Below are 15,870 nucleotides of genomic sequence, written 5' to 3'. Positions count from 1 at the left end.
TTTGGCATATTCATGCCAAAACACCTCGCGGGATAGTGGTGTGTGAACAGTAACGCTTTTTCTCCTTAATTGAATATTGCGCACAGTTAAATTGTCTTATATAATAAAATATATCTTATGATTAGAGCAGATAATTTCTTCATTGTACATTATTTATCAGAAATAAATATCTGCTCATAAAGAACGGAGGTGCTCTATGAAAAAATTAAAAGTATTTTCTATCTCAGCAATTCTTATTGCTATCTGTTGCTCTTTTTTATTTTCAGCTTCAGTATCCGCAGCATCAAAAAAACGTAACAAATTTGACCACAAACCCAGCGGAAACATTTATTACTATGATGAAAACGGACATACTGTAAAGGGACTTGTCACGATCCGCGGAAAGAAATATTATTTTAATGAAAAGGGAATCCAGCAGAACGGCTGGCAGAAGATCAAGGGAGATTATTATTTCTTCCAGATCCGCAACGGCTGTTATGCCTCCATGGTAACTTCCCGGCGTGTAAATGGTATTTATCTTACCAAAAGTGGAGAAGCACGCTATAACAGTGAAGAAAAAAGAAAACTGAACCTTATGGTCACAGCTAACCAGGTCATGCGTCGTGTGACCAAAAGAAATATGTCCAAACCAGAGAAATTATGGAGATGTTATCTGAAGGCAGTCAGCTACGGATACGGTGGCACCGGCAATGACTACGATTTCCGTTACTATTACTCAAACTGGGATGTCAGCTATGCGGAGGATATGTTCTACCGGGGGCATGGCGACTGTTTCGCTTTTGCATCTGCATTTGCTTACCTGGCTAACGCAGTCGGATTTGAAGCCAAGGTTATCTCATCAGGCGGTCATGGATGGGCTGAGATCAAAGGAGAAGTCTGCGATCCGAACTGGGCAAAAGGCACAGGACATATCGAAAGATATTACCGTATGAGTTATGACCTCAGCGGTGTAGACGGACGTCCCTATTATAGAGGAAACAGGGCGTATGTAATTACAATCTGATCTCATCCGGACATTTTCTGACATATCAGGCAGATAAAACTATACGCTTCGCTGCCTGATTTATAGTAATCCTCTAAAATAACGCATCTTAATCCAAAAAGTTCCGGGTATCTGTATCTGCCAGATGTCCCGGAACTGTTACTGTTCACTCCGTTCGTTACTGTTCACTCCGTTCACAGTAACGTTGCCCAAATTCTCTATCCTGAGTTGACTTTCCTTTCTTTATATCGTATCATTAAATATTATTCATTCAAAAACATTTTTAAGAAAGGGGTTATCATCCATGCAGGATAACAAAAATTTTCTGGGCACAGAACCTGTTGGAAAGCTTCTTTTAAAGCTATCCATTCCAACAGTGATCGCCCAGCTCATCAACATGCTTTATAACATTGTAGACCGTATTTACATCGGCCACATCCCGGGGGAAGGCAGCCTGGCACTTACAGGTGTGGGAGTCTGTATGCCCATCATCATGATCGTCTCCGCATTTGCGGCACTGGTCAGTTCCGGCGGCGCACCAAGGGCTTCTATTTACATGGGAAAACAGGATAATAAATCTGCTGAGAATATATTAGGCAACTGTTTTATTCTTCAGATTATTATCTCTGTTATCCTCACTGCCATTTTACTGATCTGGGGCAGAGATTTATTACTGGCTTTTGGCGCCAGTGAAAACACCATCAGTTATGCAACAGATTATATGCATATTTACGCTTTCGGTACCTTGTTCGTACAATTAACCCTTGGTATGAATGCATTCATCACTGCACAGGGATTTACCACATTTTCCATGGTTTCCGTCCTGATCGGTGCTGTCTGCAATATTGTTTTAGACCCTGTATTTATCTTTGTTTTTCATATGGGAGTACGCGGTGCTGCACTGGCAACTGTTATCTCACAGGCGATTTCCACACTCTGGGTAGTTTCATTCCTCTGCGGCAAAAAGACACTGCTTCACCTCAGGAAAAAGCATCTCCACCTGGAGGCAAAGGTCGTTCTTCCCTGTATCGCGCTGGGACTTGCTGCTTTTATCATGCAGTCAAGCGAAAGTATTGTAACTGTCTGCTTCAATTCATCCCTGCTTCGGTACGGCGGTGATATTGCAGTAGGAGCCATGACCATCCTGACCAGTGTTATGCAGTTTGCCATGCTTCCTCTTCAGGGAATTGCGCAGGGAGCACAGCCAATTTCCAGTTATAATTACGGTGCAAAAAATGCAGACAGAGTAAAGAAAACATTCCGTTTGCTTCTGATCACCTGTCTGTCATATTCTGTACTTCTCTGGGCTGCTGTACAGCTTGTTCCCAGAGTATTTGTAAGTATTTTTACTGCTGATACAGATCTTATTGGATTTACTGCACCAATGCTGAAGATCTATCTGGGTGGTCTGTTCCTCTTCGGTATCCAGATTGCCTGTCAGATGACCTTTACCTCCCTTGGAAAGGCAGTAAACTCTATTATTGTTGCTGTTGTCCGCAAGTTTGTACTGCTGATCCCGCTGATCTATATTATGCCTCATATGATATCTGATTCAACAACAGGCGTATATATGGCAGAACCCATTGCAGATATTACTGCTGTGATCTTTACCTCTGTTTTATTTACATTTCAGTTTAAAAAGGCACTGGCAGAAATTCAGAATTAAATACTGTACAAATCCATAATAAGGGGTGAACATTACAAAACGTTCACCCCTTAAATTATGCATTTCTATAGTCAAACGGATATTCACAATCCGCTTCGCTACTTGATTGATTAAAACAAGTCATTAATTACTTCCTGTACTGTCTGCAAACGCTCTGCTTTCCATGCTTTTGCACCACAGAAGAGAAGTCCCTCATCTACATTCCCTTTTACTGCATTGATCAGTCCGTCAGTAATACAGTAAGGTATTTCTTTGGGGCTGCATTTTACAAGACATCCATGACAGGAACTGTGTGGAATCTGTTCGCCGTTCATGACACGGGTCATGAATTTGTTCATAATGGCACGACCTGGCATTCCAACAGGGCTTTTTACAATGGCAATGTCGGATTCTTTTGCTTTTAAATGAGCTTCTTTATAGCGGATGTCTGCGTCACATTCTTCCGTTGTAATAAAACGGGTAGCTACCTGAATGCCGTCAGCACCCAGATTATCCACTTTTTGGACATCTTCTCTGTTATAGATACCACCTGCTACGATCACTGGAATTTCTGTCCCATATTTCTCTGCGTAACTTTTTACTGTTGTGATGATTTTCTTTATTTCTTCACTGTAGGATTCTTCAGTATATTTCTCCAGCTCTTCTTTATGAAAGCCAAGGTGTCCGCCTGCCTGAGGACCTTCGATCACTACCAGATCTGCAGTTCTTTTGTATTTTCTGTCCCAGTATTTCAGGATTACTTTTGCAGATTTTTCTGTAGATACGATAGGGGCAATCTTTGTCAGACTTCCTTTTACCAGTTCCGGAAGCTCTGTGGGAAGCCCCGCACCGGAGATAATGATGTCTGCACCGGCTTTTACTGCAGCCTTTACGTGAGATGCATATTCTTTCAGTGCAACCATAATATTGTATCCTATAATTCCATCTCCTGAAATCTCACGGGCCTTTTTCATTTCACCGGCAATGGCGCGTTCGTTGGCTGCTGCCGGATTTCTGTCGAAATCTTCTTCCCTGTAGCCGATCTGTGCAGTGGAAATAATACCAACTCCTCCTGCTTTCGCAACAGAACCTGCAAGTCTGCCAAGACTGATCCCAACTCCCATTCCCCCCTGGATCAATGGAACTCTTGTGATTTTATCTCCTATTTTGAAATTCTTCATTGTGATTCTTCTCCTGTTATTTTGTTTGTGTTTTAAATATTTTGATATTCAAAGTATATCATAATATTTGTTCTTGTCAAGAGAAACCAGTTTATATAGTTTTTAATACTATATAAGTCCACAGATTTTGACAAAAAATCCGCTGATACGATCAACTTGTGTAATCATATCGGCGGATTTATTCTATCTGATATATTTTGCCATCACCGGTAAAAGTACCTTCATATCAATTGGTTTTGCCACATGATCATTCATTCCGGTCGATATCGCCTTTTGTCTGTCCTCTGCAAAGGCGTTTGCTGTCATTGCTATAATGGGTATGGAAGCTTTCTCCTCATCTTTCATTCTGCGTATCCTGGCTGTAGCGTCATATCCATCCATCACCGGCATCTGAATATCCATAAGAATCATATCATAATATCCGGAAGCTGCTTTCTCCAGCTTATCCAGACAATCAGCTCCATCCATTGCGCGGTCTGCAATAATCTTTTGTTCCGCAAGCAGTTCTATCGCAATTTCTGCATTCAGATCATTATCTTCTGCAAGAAGAATACGTTTTCCTTCCATCCTCTTTAATGCATCCGGCTGTTCAGATATCTGATTCCTGTATACATCCTCTTCTGATGCTGTATCAAAAGAAATATCTACAGTGAATTTTGTCCCGGCGCCCTGCGTACTTTCTACCCGGATACTTCCTCCCATCAACTCGATCATGGATTTTACAATAGGAAGACCCAGTCCTGTACCAGCGACCTTGTTCTCTGTGGTTGTATGCTCTCTGGAAAATTCTTCAAAGATATGTGGAAGATATTCCTCGCTCATGCCAATGCCTGTATCTTCACAGGTAAAAATGAGCCGGGCTTTCCGGGGATCCTCTGAATCCTTCTCATATATCTTTACATGAACCCCATGCCCATCTGACGTATACTTTATCGCATTGCTGATGATGTTCAGCATTATCTCCTGAAGTTTCACCCTGTCACAAAGGATAAAGGTATGATATACATCCAAATCTACCGAATACTGCAGGTTCTTCTTCCTTACATCTTCCTCAAATACTGTGTTTACCGTATGAAATAATGTGTTTATATCCTCTGCTTTCAGCTGCAGAGCTGTAGTGCCGCTTTCAATACGGGCTATCTCCAGGATCTGGTTAATAATCGTCATCAGCAGATTTCCGGAAGAACAGATCTTTCCCAGATATTCTTTTGCCTTTTCCTCGTTTTGAAGGTTCTTTTCCAGTAATCCGGAAAAACCTATGATCGCATTCATTGGCGTCCGGATATCATGGCTCATATTAAACAGAAATCGTGTTTTTGCTTCATTGGCACTTTTCGCCAGTTCTGCCGCTTTCTCAAGCTCAGCAGCATATTGTTTTTCTCTGTGTTTTTTGCTGGATATCTGATAAAAAACCATAGCGATCAGCAACGAGAATATATAAGAAGCAATTATGGAAAGAATCCATTGAGAAACCGGAGTCCACCCATTGGAAGGCGCAATATCAAAATACCATGTGTTATTCGGGATCTCACATTCTATCGTCAGGCTGTTTTCCGGCATATCATCCTGACTCTGGGCAAGAATAACCTTATCTCCACTGCTTCTGTCATAAGACCAGATCTTATAACTGAAATCTGCCTCACTTAAAGATTTCAGATTTATATCACTCATGAAACGATCCCAGTCAATTACCTGGAGTACAAATCCCCAGAAACTACTCTCTCCGAAATTATCGGTTCGATAAACCGGTTTAAAAAGTAATGCTCCGGTTCCTCCCTGCTTTAACTGATAGGGACCGCCAAGTGTATATTCCCCGGTTTCCTTAGCCAGAACTGCATCTTTTTTCCGTTCGTGTTCCCTCAGAACATCCAGTCCAAGAGCCTCTGAATTTCCCTGCATAGGATAGATTTCGGTTATGATTCCTTCCGGTGCCAGCTCAAACGCCTTTACCACACCTTCCTCATTAGGAATCTTTTCTGCCAGTTCTGAAAAAGTGTTTTCATCCATATCCGATCCATCAATGATATAATTTCCCAGAAAATCAGAAATCATTATATAATTGTCCAGCTTTGCCTTGACTCTCCTTATCGTGCTTTGTGCCATATAAGTTCCCGATGCTTTTTTTTCCTTTTCCTGATATCGGAGCATCTGACTACACGCAAAAAATGCGATCAGGAAAGAGAGAAGTCCTATAATATAGCAGTATTTTTTAATATGTTTAGCAGCTGTACTATTTATTTTCATTGAATTTTCCTCGTTATGTTTTCTTCCAACTGTTTCTCATCGGGCTGTGCAATAAAATCGTATGGTATCTATCACTTTCTCCATTTGAAGGGGTTTTGAAAAATGTTCGTTCATTCCTGCTGCTTTACTCTGTGCAATATCATCCAAAAAGGCATTGGCTGTCATAGCAAAAATGGGGATAGATTCCGCATCCTCTCGATCCATTTTTCTGATTCTGCGGGTAGCTTCCAGACCTCCCATTTGTGGCATCATCAGATCCATCAGAATCACATCAAAGTATCCGGGCTCTGAATTCTCAAAGATTTCTACGGCTTCCCGTCCATTCCATGCCTTTGTCACTATCATTTTTTCTTCTTTCAGCAGAAACTCAGCAATTTCCATATTCAGCTCATTGTCTTCCACCAGCAGAACCTGAATCCCCTCTACTGAACAGTTCTGATACATATGAGATTTCTTTTCCGGTTCCTCTGCAGAGATTTCAAAAGAAATATGGAGAATAAATTTGGTTCCTTTTCCCTGTATGCTCTCAAAGAAAAGAGTTCCTTCCTGCAGTTCTGTCAGTTTTCTGGCAATGGCAAGACCCAGACCGGTACCTGCATATTTTGTTCTGGCTGACTGCCCCTCCTGGGCAAAAGGCTCAAATGCCCTTTTCTGAAATTCCTCACTCATGCCGATCCCGGTATCTGTACAGGTCAGTTCATATTCCGCAATGGTATCCGTATAGGAAATCTCACGACAGGTAACTGTCACAGAACCGCCATCATGATTATATTTTACTGCATTGCTGCCGATATTCATCAATATCTGCTGGAAATGTACCGGACTTCCTATCAGCTGTGTATGGATGATTTCTCCAGCTTCTACATAATAATTAACACCAGCTTCATTTGCCTGCATCCTGATGATTTCATTCGTATTATGCAAAAGTTCCAGCAGATTAAAGTGCTTTCTCTCAAGCTGTATATTGCCGGATTCCAGCTTATTCATATCCAGCACATCATTGACAAGATTTAAAAGATAACTGGAAGCAGTCCTGATTCTGGTACGTGCTTCCTGCTGAAGCTCCAGATCATCCGGATAACGGTCCGCAATATCCACACAGCCCTGGATCCCGTTGATCGGTGTACGGACATCATGGCTCATTCTCCTCAGGAAATCTGTCTTTGCCAGATTGGCTTTCTCTGCCTCCTGAGCGGTTCTTCTCAGTTCTTCCCGGCTCTCCAGCTCAGATATTTTCTGGTCATTAATATCTCTCGTCACATAGAGAACATTAGTCACTTCCCCTGCTTCATTTCGAAGCTTTACAATAAATCTTGCCTGATACCAGACTCCGGTTATGGCTCTGTATTCTGTGGAAACCTCCTCTCTGTTCTTCAGACGCTCTGCCAGAGTGGAAACATCCAGAAATTCTCTCATTCTTTCCTGAAATTCGGGGGCTATGAATTTTTCTCTGGCTTTTGTAAACTGAACAGAAGTCTTTCCACTTCTGCCGGTCAGACGGTGCATGGATTCCTGGCTGGAAATCTCCTCATAGGTATCATGGATCAGATCCATCCGGTAAATGATCCGGTACATTTTGCTGATTGCAGAGATAATCTCATTATTCAGTTTCAGGTCAGCCATAGTCTCTTCCATCTGCTGCTTCTTTTTCATATCCTCCTGCACAATATCATCAATATAGCGAAATCCCATAATGATCTTATAATCATCCCTGTTGCCTGTCTCCAGGCGGATCACCTGTAATTCAAAATACTCATGTCCGGCATGGTTTTTCACTGACTGATAACGATACGCAAAACGCTTGTGATTCTGCAGATACTCTATGAGAGCGTGACGTTCCATCTTCCGGAGGAAATCCGGTGCTGATTCCCGGATTACGTAATGATCATAATAATATCTGATTCTGGAGGTATAACTGGATTTCTGCTCCGTCATCTCATCAATCTCTGTACCATTGGAAAGTATGCTCTGTTTGATCGTTTCCAGAGTATCATTTGCCAGATCACATAAATAAAATGAGGTATAATCTACGCAGAGAGCTTCCAGGATATGCTTCTCCTTCTGAAGTTCCTCCAGATTGCTCTCCAGTGTTTTCTGTTTTTCCTCAAGCATCCTGAACATGCGCAGATTGTTCAATGTACTGGCAAGATGTCCGCCTGCATTGGAAAGAAGCGATATGGAAACACCGGGATTAACCAGATCCGGATTATCCAGACCGATAAAACCGCTCAACTGCGTATTTGCAAACAAAGGTAAAACCAGCAGAGAATGAATATCCTGAACCTTCAGAATGTCATATTCCGAAGGCATAGTTTCACATATTTTCTCCAGATCATGAATAATTATAGTTTCTCCACGAAGAAATTTCTCATGCCACACCGGCATACTATCGGCAGAAATACGAATCAGATTGTCAATCTGGGGGACGATCCCCTCTCTGCACCATTCGAAGGTATTGCTGTAATAATCCTGTTTTTCAGACATCAGTTCAAAAATATATACTCTGTCTGCATCTGTATATTCGCCGGTGTATTGAAGCAATGCAGGAATACAGTCCTTCACTTCTTTCTCATCTGATGCCTGATTGATGTCTGATATCAGAGACAGGATCTGATTCAGCAGTTCCAGCTTTTTGTTGAATTGTCTGTAGTTGATCTCATGTTCTTCACTCTTATTATCGTTTGCCTTAAACTTTTTCATATAATCTCCCAACACTTATATAGAAAATACTACCGCATTAATGCCTGAAAACAAAAAAAGAACAGCCGATACATACGTTCGAACTGTTCTCCTACTTCTGAAGTCCATACAGCATTGACATTACTGTTTCCTGCTCATTTGTACTCATACCGTTCCGTATCCATAAAACTTCCCTTTAAGCCATTAGAGGAAGTATATTTGTAAATATCATTTAAAGATACTTTCGTTTCTGCAAAAGTCATTTTCGCTTATATCACTTTTATAATATCACAGACAGCTACGTTTGTCACACGAAAGTTTAACCGAATCAAGTAAGTCCCCTGCTTCAATTGCGAATATCCACTTGACATAACTGTAATACACAATTTTTCATGATGGATATCACACTTTTATTTCAGAATCCGAATTATTACAAACAGTCAATTCAAAATGATTTCTATTTGTTTTTATAAAACCTTCTTTCTGTAGCTTTGATATCTCCGTAGACATTGCCGCGCGGTCAATGCACAGATAATCTGCCAACTGCTGCCGGTCAAAAGGAATATCAAAGGATAACGATGAATGTCTGATAGACTCTGCCGACAGATAGGACAATAGTTTATCCCTTGTCGTTCGCTTTCCCACATGTGTGATTTTGTCGTTCAGGATTAGTATCTTATTTGCCAGGACACTGACCAGGTTGCGGATCAGCTTCTGATGGTGTTCGCATGCAGTCGGGCAGGAAATCAGAAGCCTTTGGACATTTAGCAGGATAATCTCACAATCCGTATCTGCCACCACACTGACATTCAGAACAGCACCCGGGCTTGCTGCATATGGCTCACCAAAGAAATCACCGGTATGACATTTCGACAGAATATTCCGATGCCCCCAAAGGTCTTCCTGAATAACAAGAACACAGCCGGACACCACAAGTCCCATTACCTCAGTAGAATCTCCTGCTCTGAAAATATAAGAATCTCGTTTTTGGGAAACTGCTGTTGCTTTTACACAATGCAGTATAGATAATATCTCGTTATCAGTAAGGCCTGTAAAGAATGGACTGTTTTTTAAAATGGGTAAATATTTTTTCAAAATCATTCCTCCTTGTTGGAAATCAAACATACAAGTTGTATTTATCATACTATAATGCCGACAGAAACAAAAGTTAAATCTATTGACGGAGGTAAAATGATAAGAAAGATTATTCGAATCGATAAAGAAAAATGCAATGGCTGCGGCGCCTGTGCAGATGCCTGCCACGAAAGTGCCATTGATATCATTAATGGAAAAGCAGAATTGGTGAGAGAACATTTCTGTGACGGACTGGGGGATTGCCTCCCGGAGTGTCCCACAGGTGCCATTTCCTTTGAGGAACGGGAAGCACCTGAATATGATGAAGAGGCTGTGAAAGAAGCACAGAAAAAAATATTTGCCAAAAATCAGGCAATAACTGCTCATGCCGGCTGTCCCGGGTCTAAAAGCATGCAGATTCAGCGATCAGAAATACCCAAATCAGGAAAACCATCTTCAACCACAGGTCAGGTATCCAATCTTCAGAACTGGCCGGTACAGATTAAGCTGGCACCTGTCAGTGCCCCATATTTTAACGGCGCAAAGCTTTTAATCGCAGCCGATTGTACTGCTTACGCTTACGCAGGCTTTCATCAGGATTTTATCCGAAATAAGGTAACATTAATCGGCTGTCCTAAATTGGATCAGGTGGATTATAGCGAGAAACTGACTGCAATAATCCAAAATAACGATATTCAAAGTGTGACGATTGTAAGAATGGAAGTTCCATGCTGTGGCGGACTTGAGATGGCAACCAGAAAAGCACTTCAGAATAGTGGAAAATTCATTCCCTGGCAGGTTATAACCATAGGTATCGATGGAAATATTATAGAATAAAGGAGGATACGACAATGGATAAAAAAATGTTTTGTTATCAGTGTGAACAGACAGTGGGATGCACCGGCTGCACAGGAAATGCAGGTGTCTGCGGAAAAAAGGCAGGCACTGCCAAATTACAGGATGAGCTGACAGGTGCGTTGATCGGTCTGGCAAGGGCTGTCGATAGCGCAGCAGCTATTTCCAAAAGTACCAGTCAGATCATAATTGAAGGACTGTTTACTACCGTTACAAATGTGAGTTTTGACGATGCAGCAATCGAAAATATGATACAAAAAGTCAGAGCAGAAAAAGAAAGACTGGTTCCTGGCTGCAGTAAATGTCAGTCACCTTGCGGTAAATCAGACGAATATGACATGCAACAGCTGTGGAATGCAGATGAAGATATCCGCTCCCTGAAGTCCCTTATTCTTTTCGGGATTCGCGGAATGGCAGCCTATGCTTATCATGCAAATGTTCTGAATTATGAAGATGCTGAAGTAAACCGTTTCTTCTGCGAAGCATTATTTAAGATTGGTTATGAAGAAAGTATGGATACACTGCTTCCTACTGTACTGAAAGTAGGGGAAATCAATCTGAAATGTATGGCACTTCTTGACAAGGCAAATACCAAAACCTATGGAACACCGGAACCGACTGCAGTTACACTTACCGTAGAAAAGGGACCATTTATTGTAGTAACCGGTCATGATCTGAAGGATCTGCAGCTTTTACTTGAACAGACAGAAGGAAAAGGAATCAACATCTATACCCACGGTGAAATGCTCCCTGCCCATGCCTATCCACTCTTAAAGAAATTCTCTCACTTAAAAGGAAATTTCGGAACTGCATGGCAGAATCAGCAGAAAGAGTTTGATCATCTTCCGGCTCCGATCCTTTACACCACCAACTGTCTGATGCCGCCAAAAAGCAGTTATGCTGACAGAGTATTTACAACAGAAGTGGTTGCTTTCCCAGGCGCTGTTCATATCGACGAGAAGAAAAATTTCACACCGGTTATTGAAAAAGCACTGGAACTGGGTGGTTACAAAGAAGATCAGACACGCACAGGCATCAACGGCGGTACGAAAGTGACAACCGGTTTCGGACATGCAGCCATTCTGTCCCATGCAGATACTGTAGTAGAAGCAGTAAAATCAGGCGCTATCCGCCATTTCTTCCTGGTTGCCGGCTGTGATGGTGCCAAACCGGGTCGAAACTATTATACGGAATTCGTGAAACAGACACCTTCTGACAGTATCGTTCTCACCCTGGCATGTGGAAAATTCCGTTTCAATGATCTTGAGCTGGGAGAAATCGGTGGTCTGCCACGACTGATGGATATGGGCCAGTGTAATGATGCTTATGGTGCAATCCAGGTTGCTGTGGCACTTGCGGATGCATTTGGATGTTCTGTAAATGAGCTTCCGCTTTCCTTCGTTCTCTCCTGGTATGAACAAAAAGCAGTCTGTATCCTGCTGACACTTTTACACCTGGGTATCAAGAACATCCGTCTTGGTCCTTCTCTTCCGGCGTTCCTGTCTCCTAATATTCTGAACTATCTGGTGGAAAATTATGGTATTGCACCTATCACCACACCGGAAGAAGACATCAAAGCACTAATGAACCAGTAAAATAAATTTTTCAAAATCTTCGCAAATTAACAAAGCCGATACAGGATTCCAAAGTCCCGCATCGGCTTTATTTATGGGTCTGAAGACTCGGATCTGCCGACAACAATTTTAAACATGTGCAGCGATATTCTGATGGGGTTAAATGATAACGTTTTTTAAACAATCTGCAAAAATAATCAACGTTATGAAATCCACTTTCATAGGCGATCGTTTTTACTTTTTTATTCGTATTTTTCAATAACCAGGAAGCTGCCTGAAGTCGATATCCTATCAGATAATTAACCGGTGTAGTATGTAAAAACCGGTGGAACAAATTAAGTGCAGTACTTTTGCTGATTCCTATATGTGAAGCAATTTCATCCAGAGACAAATTGTGATTATAGTTTTCATGTATATATTGCATGATTAACTGCACTCTTTTCTGTGCAACTTCATCAACTGTCTGTACATCTCCTTTATCAGATAACTTTACATTTTCATAAAAAGTCAGCCATAAATCCTGCATCAATGCCAAAGTAGCAAGTTCTCTTATTTTCTCATTTCCCTGTATTTCCATTATTTTTATCATAGTTTGTATAATCTTTGTCTGCCATAGTTCATCAGTCTGAAAACGCTGGAAATATATATTCGATGAAATGATTGGCAAGATATATTTCTTATAGATCAGGCTGTTCTCCGGTGCAATAAATTCCGGCATACATACAAAGTTAGGAATGATACCACCTGATGGTGCGTAAAAGCGGTGCAATATTTTAGAATTAATAAAAATTGCTTCTCCTTCTGACAATATAATCTGTTTTTCTCCTATTCCGCATGTAACTTCTCCGGACTCCACATATAAAAACTCAAATTCTCTGTGCCAGTGCCACTCAATACAATGAAAATCAAACAATTCCAGATTATCATAATAATACTGGAATGGATAGTCACTACTTCCATGCTGTTTAATTTCCATGAACTCCTCGTCTGTAAGTATCTTATTATATATTTTATTATAATCCATCTCCATATCACATTCTTTCTTTTTTACGATATTATACAGTATTTCTACAATTTAATTCAATGTATATATCTAATATTTGCTATATAATCAAGCAAAAAAAGAAAAGAGGTATTCTTATGATTTTTAAATTGGGGAATTCTATAAAAAAAGCTGACTACCATAAGACAAAACTTGCCTGTTATATGGGCTTTATCACACAGGCTATTGCTGCAAACTTCGCACCGCTTCTTTTTTTGAAATTTCACAGTGACTACCATATTTCTCTCGGTAACATTGCTCTGATATCCACTTTCTTCTTTTTCACACAGCTTCTGGTTGACCTGTTCTGTGCCAAATTCGTAGATCATATCGGATATCGTGTGTGCATTGTTACATCAGAAATATTTTCTGCACTGGGTCTGCTTGGACTGGCATTTTTACCTGATTTTTTACCTGATCCTTTTATTGGAATTATATGTAGTGTTATTGTTTATGCCATCGGAAGTGGTTTAATAGAAGTACTTTGCAGCCCTATTATCGAGGCCTGTCCATTTGAAAACAAAGAAGCAACTATGAGTCTGCTCCATTCCTTTTACTGTTGGGGAGCTGTTGGGACAATTTTGATTTCCAGCTTATTTTTCCTGATATTTGGAATAGACAACTGGAAATGGCTCGCCGTAATATGGGCAATCATTCCTGCAGTTAATACTTATAACTTCATGACCTGTCCTATTGAACCTCTGGTTGACAATGGTTCCGGAATGGGAATTAAGAATCTGTTTTCCAGACCATTTTTCTGGGTTGCAATATGTCTGATGATCTGTTCCGGAGCTTCTGAGCTTGCAATGGCTCAATGGGCATCTGCTTATGCAGAAGCTGCACTGGGATTGTCAAAAGCCCTGGGAGATTTAGCAGGTCCATGTATGTTTGCAGTAACAATGGGAATCAGCCGTATAATTTTTGGAAAATATGGAGAACAGTTAGATTTAATGAAGTTTATGAGTGGTTCAGGCATATTATGCGTTGTCTGTTATCTACTTGCCGCTTTGTCATCCAGCCCGATTATCGGACTTATCGGTTGTATTGCATGTGGATTTTCAGTTGGAATCATGTGGCCTGGAACAATCAGTATTTCCTCAAAAACTTTTCCAACAGGTGGAACGGCTATGTTTTCTCTTCTTGCCATGGCAGGAGATTTAGGTGGCAGCATTGGACCTGGAATTGTTGGTCGTATCACCCAGAATGCCGGAAATAATATTAGGATCGGCATGGGATTCGGACTTATTTTTCCAGTAATTCTATTGTTTATGTTATTCCTGCTGTATCGAAAAAAATCCACACAGCCCCAAATATCAAAGCATTGATGAACCATTAAAAGTAAATTTTTCAAAACCTCTGTAAGATCAATAAAGCCGATACTGGATTCAAAAGTCCCGCATCGGCTTTTTACTTTGGTTTCTTTCTTTTCCCTGTAATTTTTTCTACCTTCAAAACATATCATTGCTCCATAACAAGTAAATCTATTGTATATCATTTTTTAAGTTCATAAAAAAAATTGCTATTTTATCCAACTTTCCTTCATTATATTCTGCAAAATCCAAATAATATTTTGGAATACTTACAGCCTGAATTTCTTTTTTATATAACCATTGTCTTGTTTTAGCTTCCGGAACAAAAATAACTGCTTGATTTTCACTGGAAAAAATCTCATTATAAGTACATGCTGAACGGTCTAAAACACACTTCCAATCCATATTCTCATCCTGAAAATATCGATTTAGTTGATTCAAAAATTTCTTTGCTTTTTGCATATAAATGACATTCATAATTGGATTATAATGTTCTCCCTCTATTACAGGAATTTCCCATACCAAACAACACGTTTTCATTTATAGATCCCCCTTTACAAAATGCATAACTCCCCAATTTCCTAATCAATAAAACTTGAATTTATTTGGAAGATTTTATTATCCATTCATCAAGAAATTTCATTTGTTCATCCGTATGAAACCAATGCTCTCCATTTTTCATAATAGAAAGTGTTGAATTAGTCCTCTGTACAAATTCAAATATCGTTCCATAAGCGGTAAAATTATCTTTTTCACCATACAAAATGTGCGTTGGGATTTCCCATATAATAGGATTTTCTCTTGCATAGCAAAGATAATCCCATGAAAGAGTCTCTCCAAAGGTTGTCTGAATTTCTTTTTTCTCTTTGAGTTCATCCTCTGTAACATTTGCCCAAATCATCATATCAGCAATAAGCCTTTCCATATCTACAACGGGCGAAATAAAATATGCTTTCTCTATTTGCTGATTTGATAAGGCATTGATAGCAAAATACGCTCCAATGCTATTGGCAATTACTTCAACAGTCTTGTAGTTTCTATAAATTGAATTAAAAAGTAATGGAAATTCTTCTTTTGCTTCCCATGGAAACTGTGCAGTATAGTCGAGACCAATCACATCACAATTACTAAAGAGCGGTTTGTAATGAATAGCTTCTTCAGCATTACCACCTTTTCCATGTATATAAATAACTGCTTTATCCACAATAGTTATCCTCCACAAATTCAAATTGAACAAAATCGCTGCGCGATGGCTTGCCAAGGCTGTGGCGCAGCTTTCTTTTT

General features: G+C 40.3%; 12 protein-coding genes. 5 read left to right on the top strand and 7 right to left on the bottom strand.

The window, feature by feature from the left end:
• Positions 1 to 196: 196 nt before the first annotated feature.
• Together LJE11_RS17035 and LJE11_RS17030 are read left to right on the top strand one after the other, a co-directional pair.
• Entirely contained in the window at positions 197 to 1,003 is an 807-nt protein-coding gene (locus tag LJE11_RS17035) for a transglutaminase domain-containing protein (RefSeq protein ID WP_025579600.1), read from the top strand.
• A 283-nt stretch (positions 1,004 to 1,286) separates the two neighbouring features.
• Positions 1,287 to 2,648, top strand: a complete 1,362-nt coding sequence (locus LJE11_RS17030) for an MATE family efflux transporter (protein ID WP_118633711.1) — start codon at positions 1,287 to 1,289, stop codon at positions 2,646 to 2,648.
• Positions 2,649 to 2,758: 110 nt separating this feature from the next.
• Here LJE11_RS17030 and LJE11_RS17025 read toward each other — a convergent pair whose 3' ends face one another.
• The 4 genes from LJE11_RS17025 to LJE11_RS17010 form a co-directional block, all read right to left on the bottom strand.
• Positions 2,759 to 3,808, bottom strand: coding sequence for an NAD(P)H-dependent flavin oxidoreductase (locus LJE11_RS17025; protein ID WP_008704203.1), 1,050 nt, complete (start codon positions 3,806 to 3,808; stop codon positions 2,759 to 2,761).
• Positions 3,809 to 3,991: 183 nt separating this feature from the next.
• Complete coding sequence (locus tag LJE11_RS17020; protein WP_008704205.1) at positions 3,992 to 6,052, bottom strand: ATP-binding protein; 2,061 nt, start codon at positions 6,050 to 6,052, stop codon at positions 3,992 to 3,994.
• 36 nt (positions 6,053 to 6,088) lie between these two features.
• Positions 6,089 to 8,752, bottom strand: coding sequence for a GAF domain-containing hybrid sensor histidine kinase/response regulator (locus LJE11_RS17015; RefSeq protein WP_008704206.1), 2,664 nt, complete (start codon positions 8,750 to 8,752; stop codon positions 6,089 to 6,091).
• 381 nt (positions 8,753 to 9,133) lie between these two features.
• Positions 9,134 to 9,826, bottom strand: a complete 693-nt coding sequence (locus tag LJE11_RS17010) for a Crp/Fnr family transcriptional regulator (RefSeq protein WP_008704207.1) — start codon at positions 9,824 to 9,826, stop codon at positions 9,134 to 9,136.
• Positions 9,827 to 9,922: 96 nt separating this feature from the next.
• Here LJE11_RS17010 and LJE11_RS17005 point away from each other — a divergent pair, with 96 nt between their 5' ends.
• Both LJE11_RS17005 and hcp read left to right on the top strand, forming a co-directional pair.
• A complete protein-coding gene (locus LJE11_RS17005; RefSeq protein ID WP_008704208.1) occupies positions 9,923 to 10,642 on the top strand; it encodes a 4Fe-4S binding protein in 720 nt (239 codons plus the stop codon).
• A gap of 14 nt (positions 10,643 to 10,656) precedes the next feature.
• Positions 10,657 to 12,255 (top strand): hydroxylamine reductase, encoded by a 1,599-nt coding sequence (gene hcp, locus LJE11_RS17000; RefSeq protein ID WP_008704209.1) that lies wholly within the window; start codon positions 10,657 to 10,659, stop codon positions 12,253 to 12,255.
• A gap of 67 nt (positions 12,256 to 12,322) precedes the next feature.
• On the opposite strand, the gene LJE11_RS16995 is transcribed toward hcp, so the two are convergent.
• Complete coding sequence (locus LJE11_RS16995; protein WP_020994091.1) at positions 12,323 to 13,210, bottom strand: AraC family transcriptional regulator; 888 nt, start codon at positions 13,208 to 13,210, stop codon at positions 12,323 to 12,325.
• A 164-nt stretch (positions 13,211 to 13,374) separates the two neighbouring features.
• Here LJE11_RS16995 and LJE11_RS16990 point away from each other — a divergent pair, with 164 nt between their 5' ends.
• Positions 13,375 to 14,601: an MFS transporter gene (locus tag LJE11_RS16990; RefSeq protein ID WP_020994092.1), complete on the top strand. Its 1,227-nt coding sequence runs from the start codon at positions 13,375 to 13,377 to the stop codon at positions 14,599 to 14,601.
• Positions 14,602 to 14,757: 156 nt separating this feature from the next.
• On the opposite strand, the gene LJE11_RS16985 is transcribed toward LJE11_RS16990, so the two are convergent.
• Positions 14,758 to 15,126: a hypothetical protein gene (locus tag LJE11_RS16985; RefSeq protein WP_008704212.1), complete on the bottom strand. Its 369-nt coding sequence runs from the start codon at positions 15,124 to 15,126 to the stop codon at positions 14,758 to 14,760.
• Between the two features lie 61 nt (positions 15,127 to 15,187).
• A complete protein-coding gene (locus LJE11_RS16980; RefSeq protein ID WP_008707489.1) occupies positions 15,188 to 15,790 on the bottom strand; it encodes an alpha/beta hydrolase in 603 nt (200 codons plus the stop codon).
• Positions 15,791 to 15,870 lie beyond the last annotated feature (80 nt).

This window comes from Blautia sp. DFI.1.216, from assembly GCF_020594215.1.
GTDB lineage: Bacteria > Bacillota > Clostridia > Lachnospirales > Lachnospiraceae > Blautia_A > Blautia_A wexlerae.
Note: the sequence above shows the minus strand (reverse complement) of the source record. Positions and strands in the feature narration are given on the sequence as shown.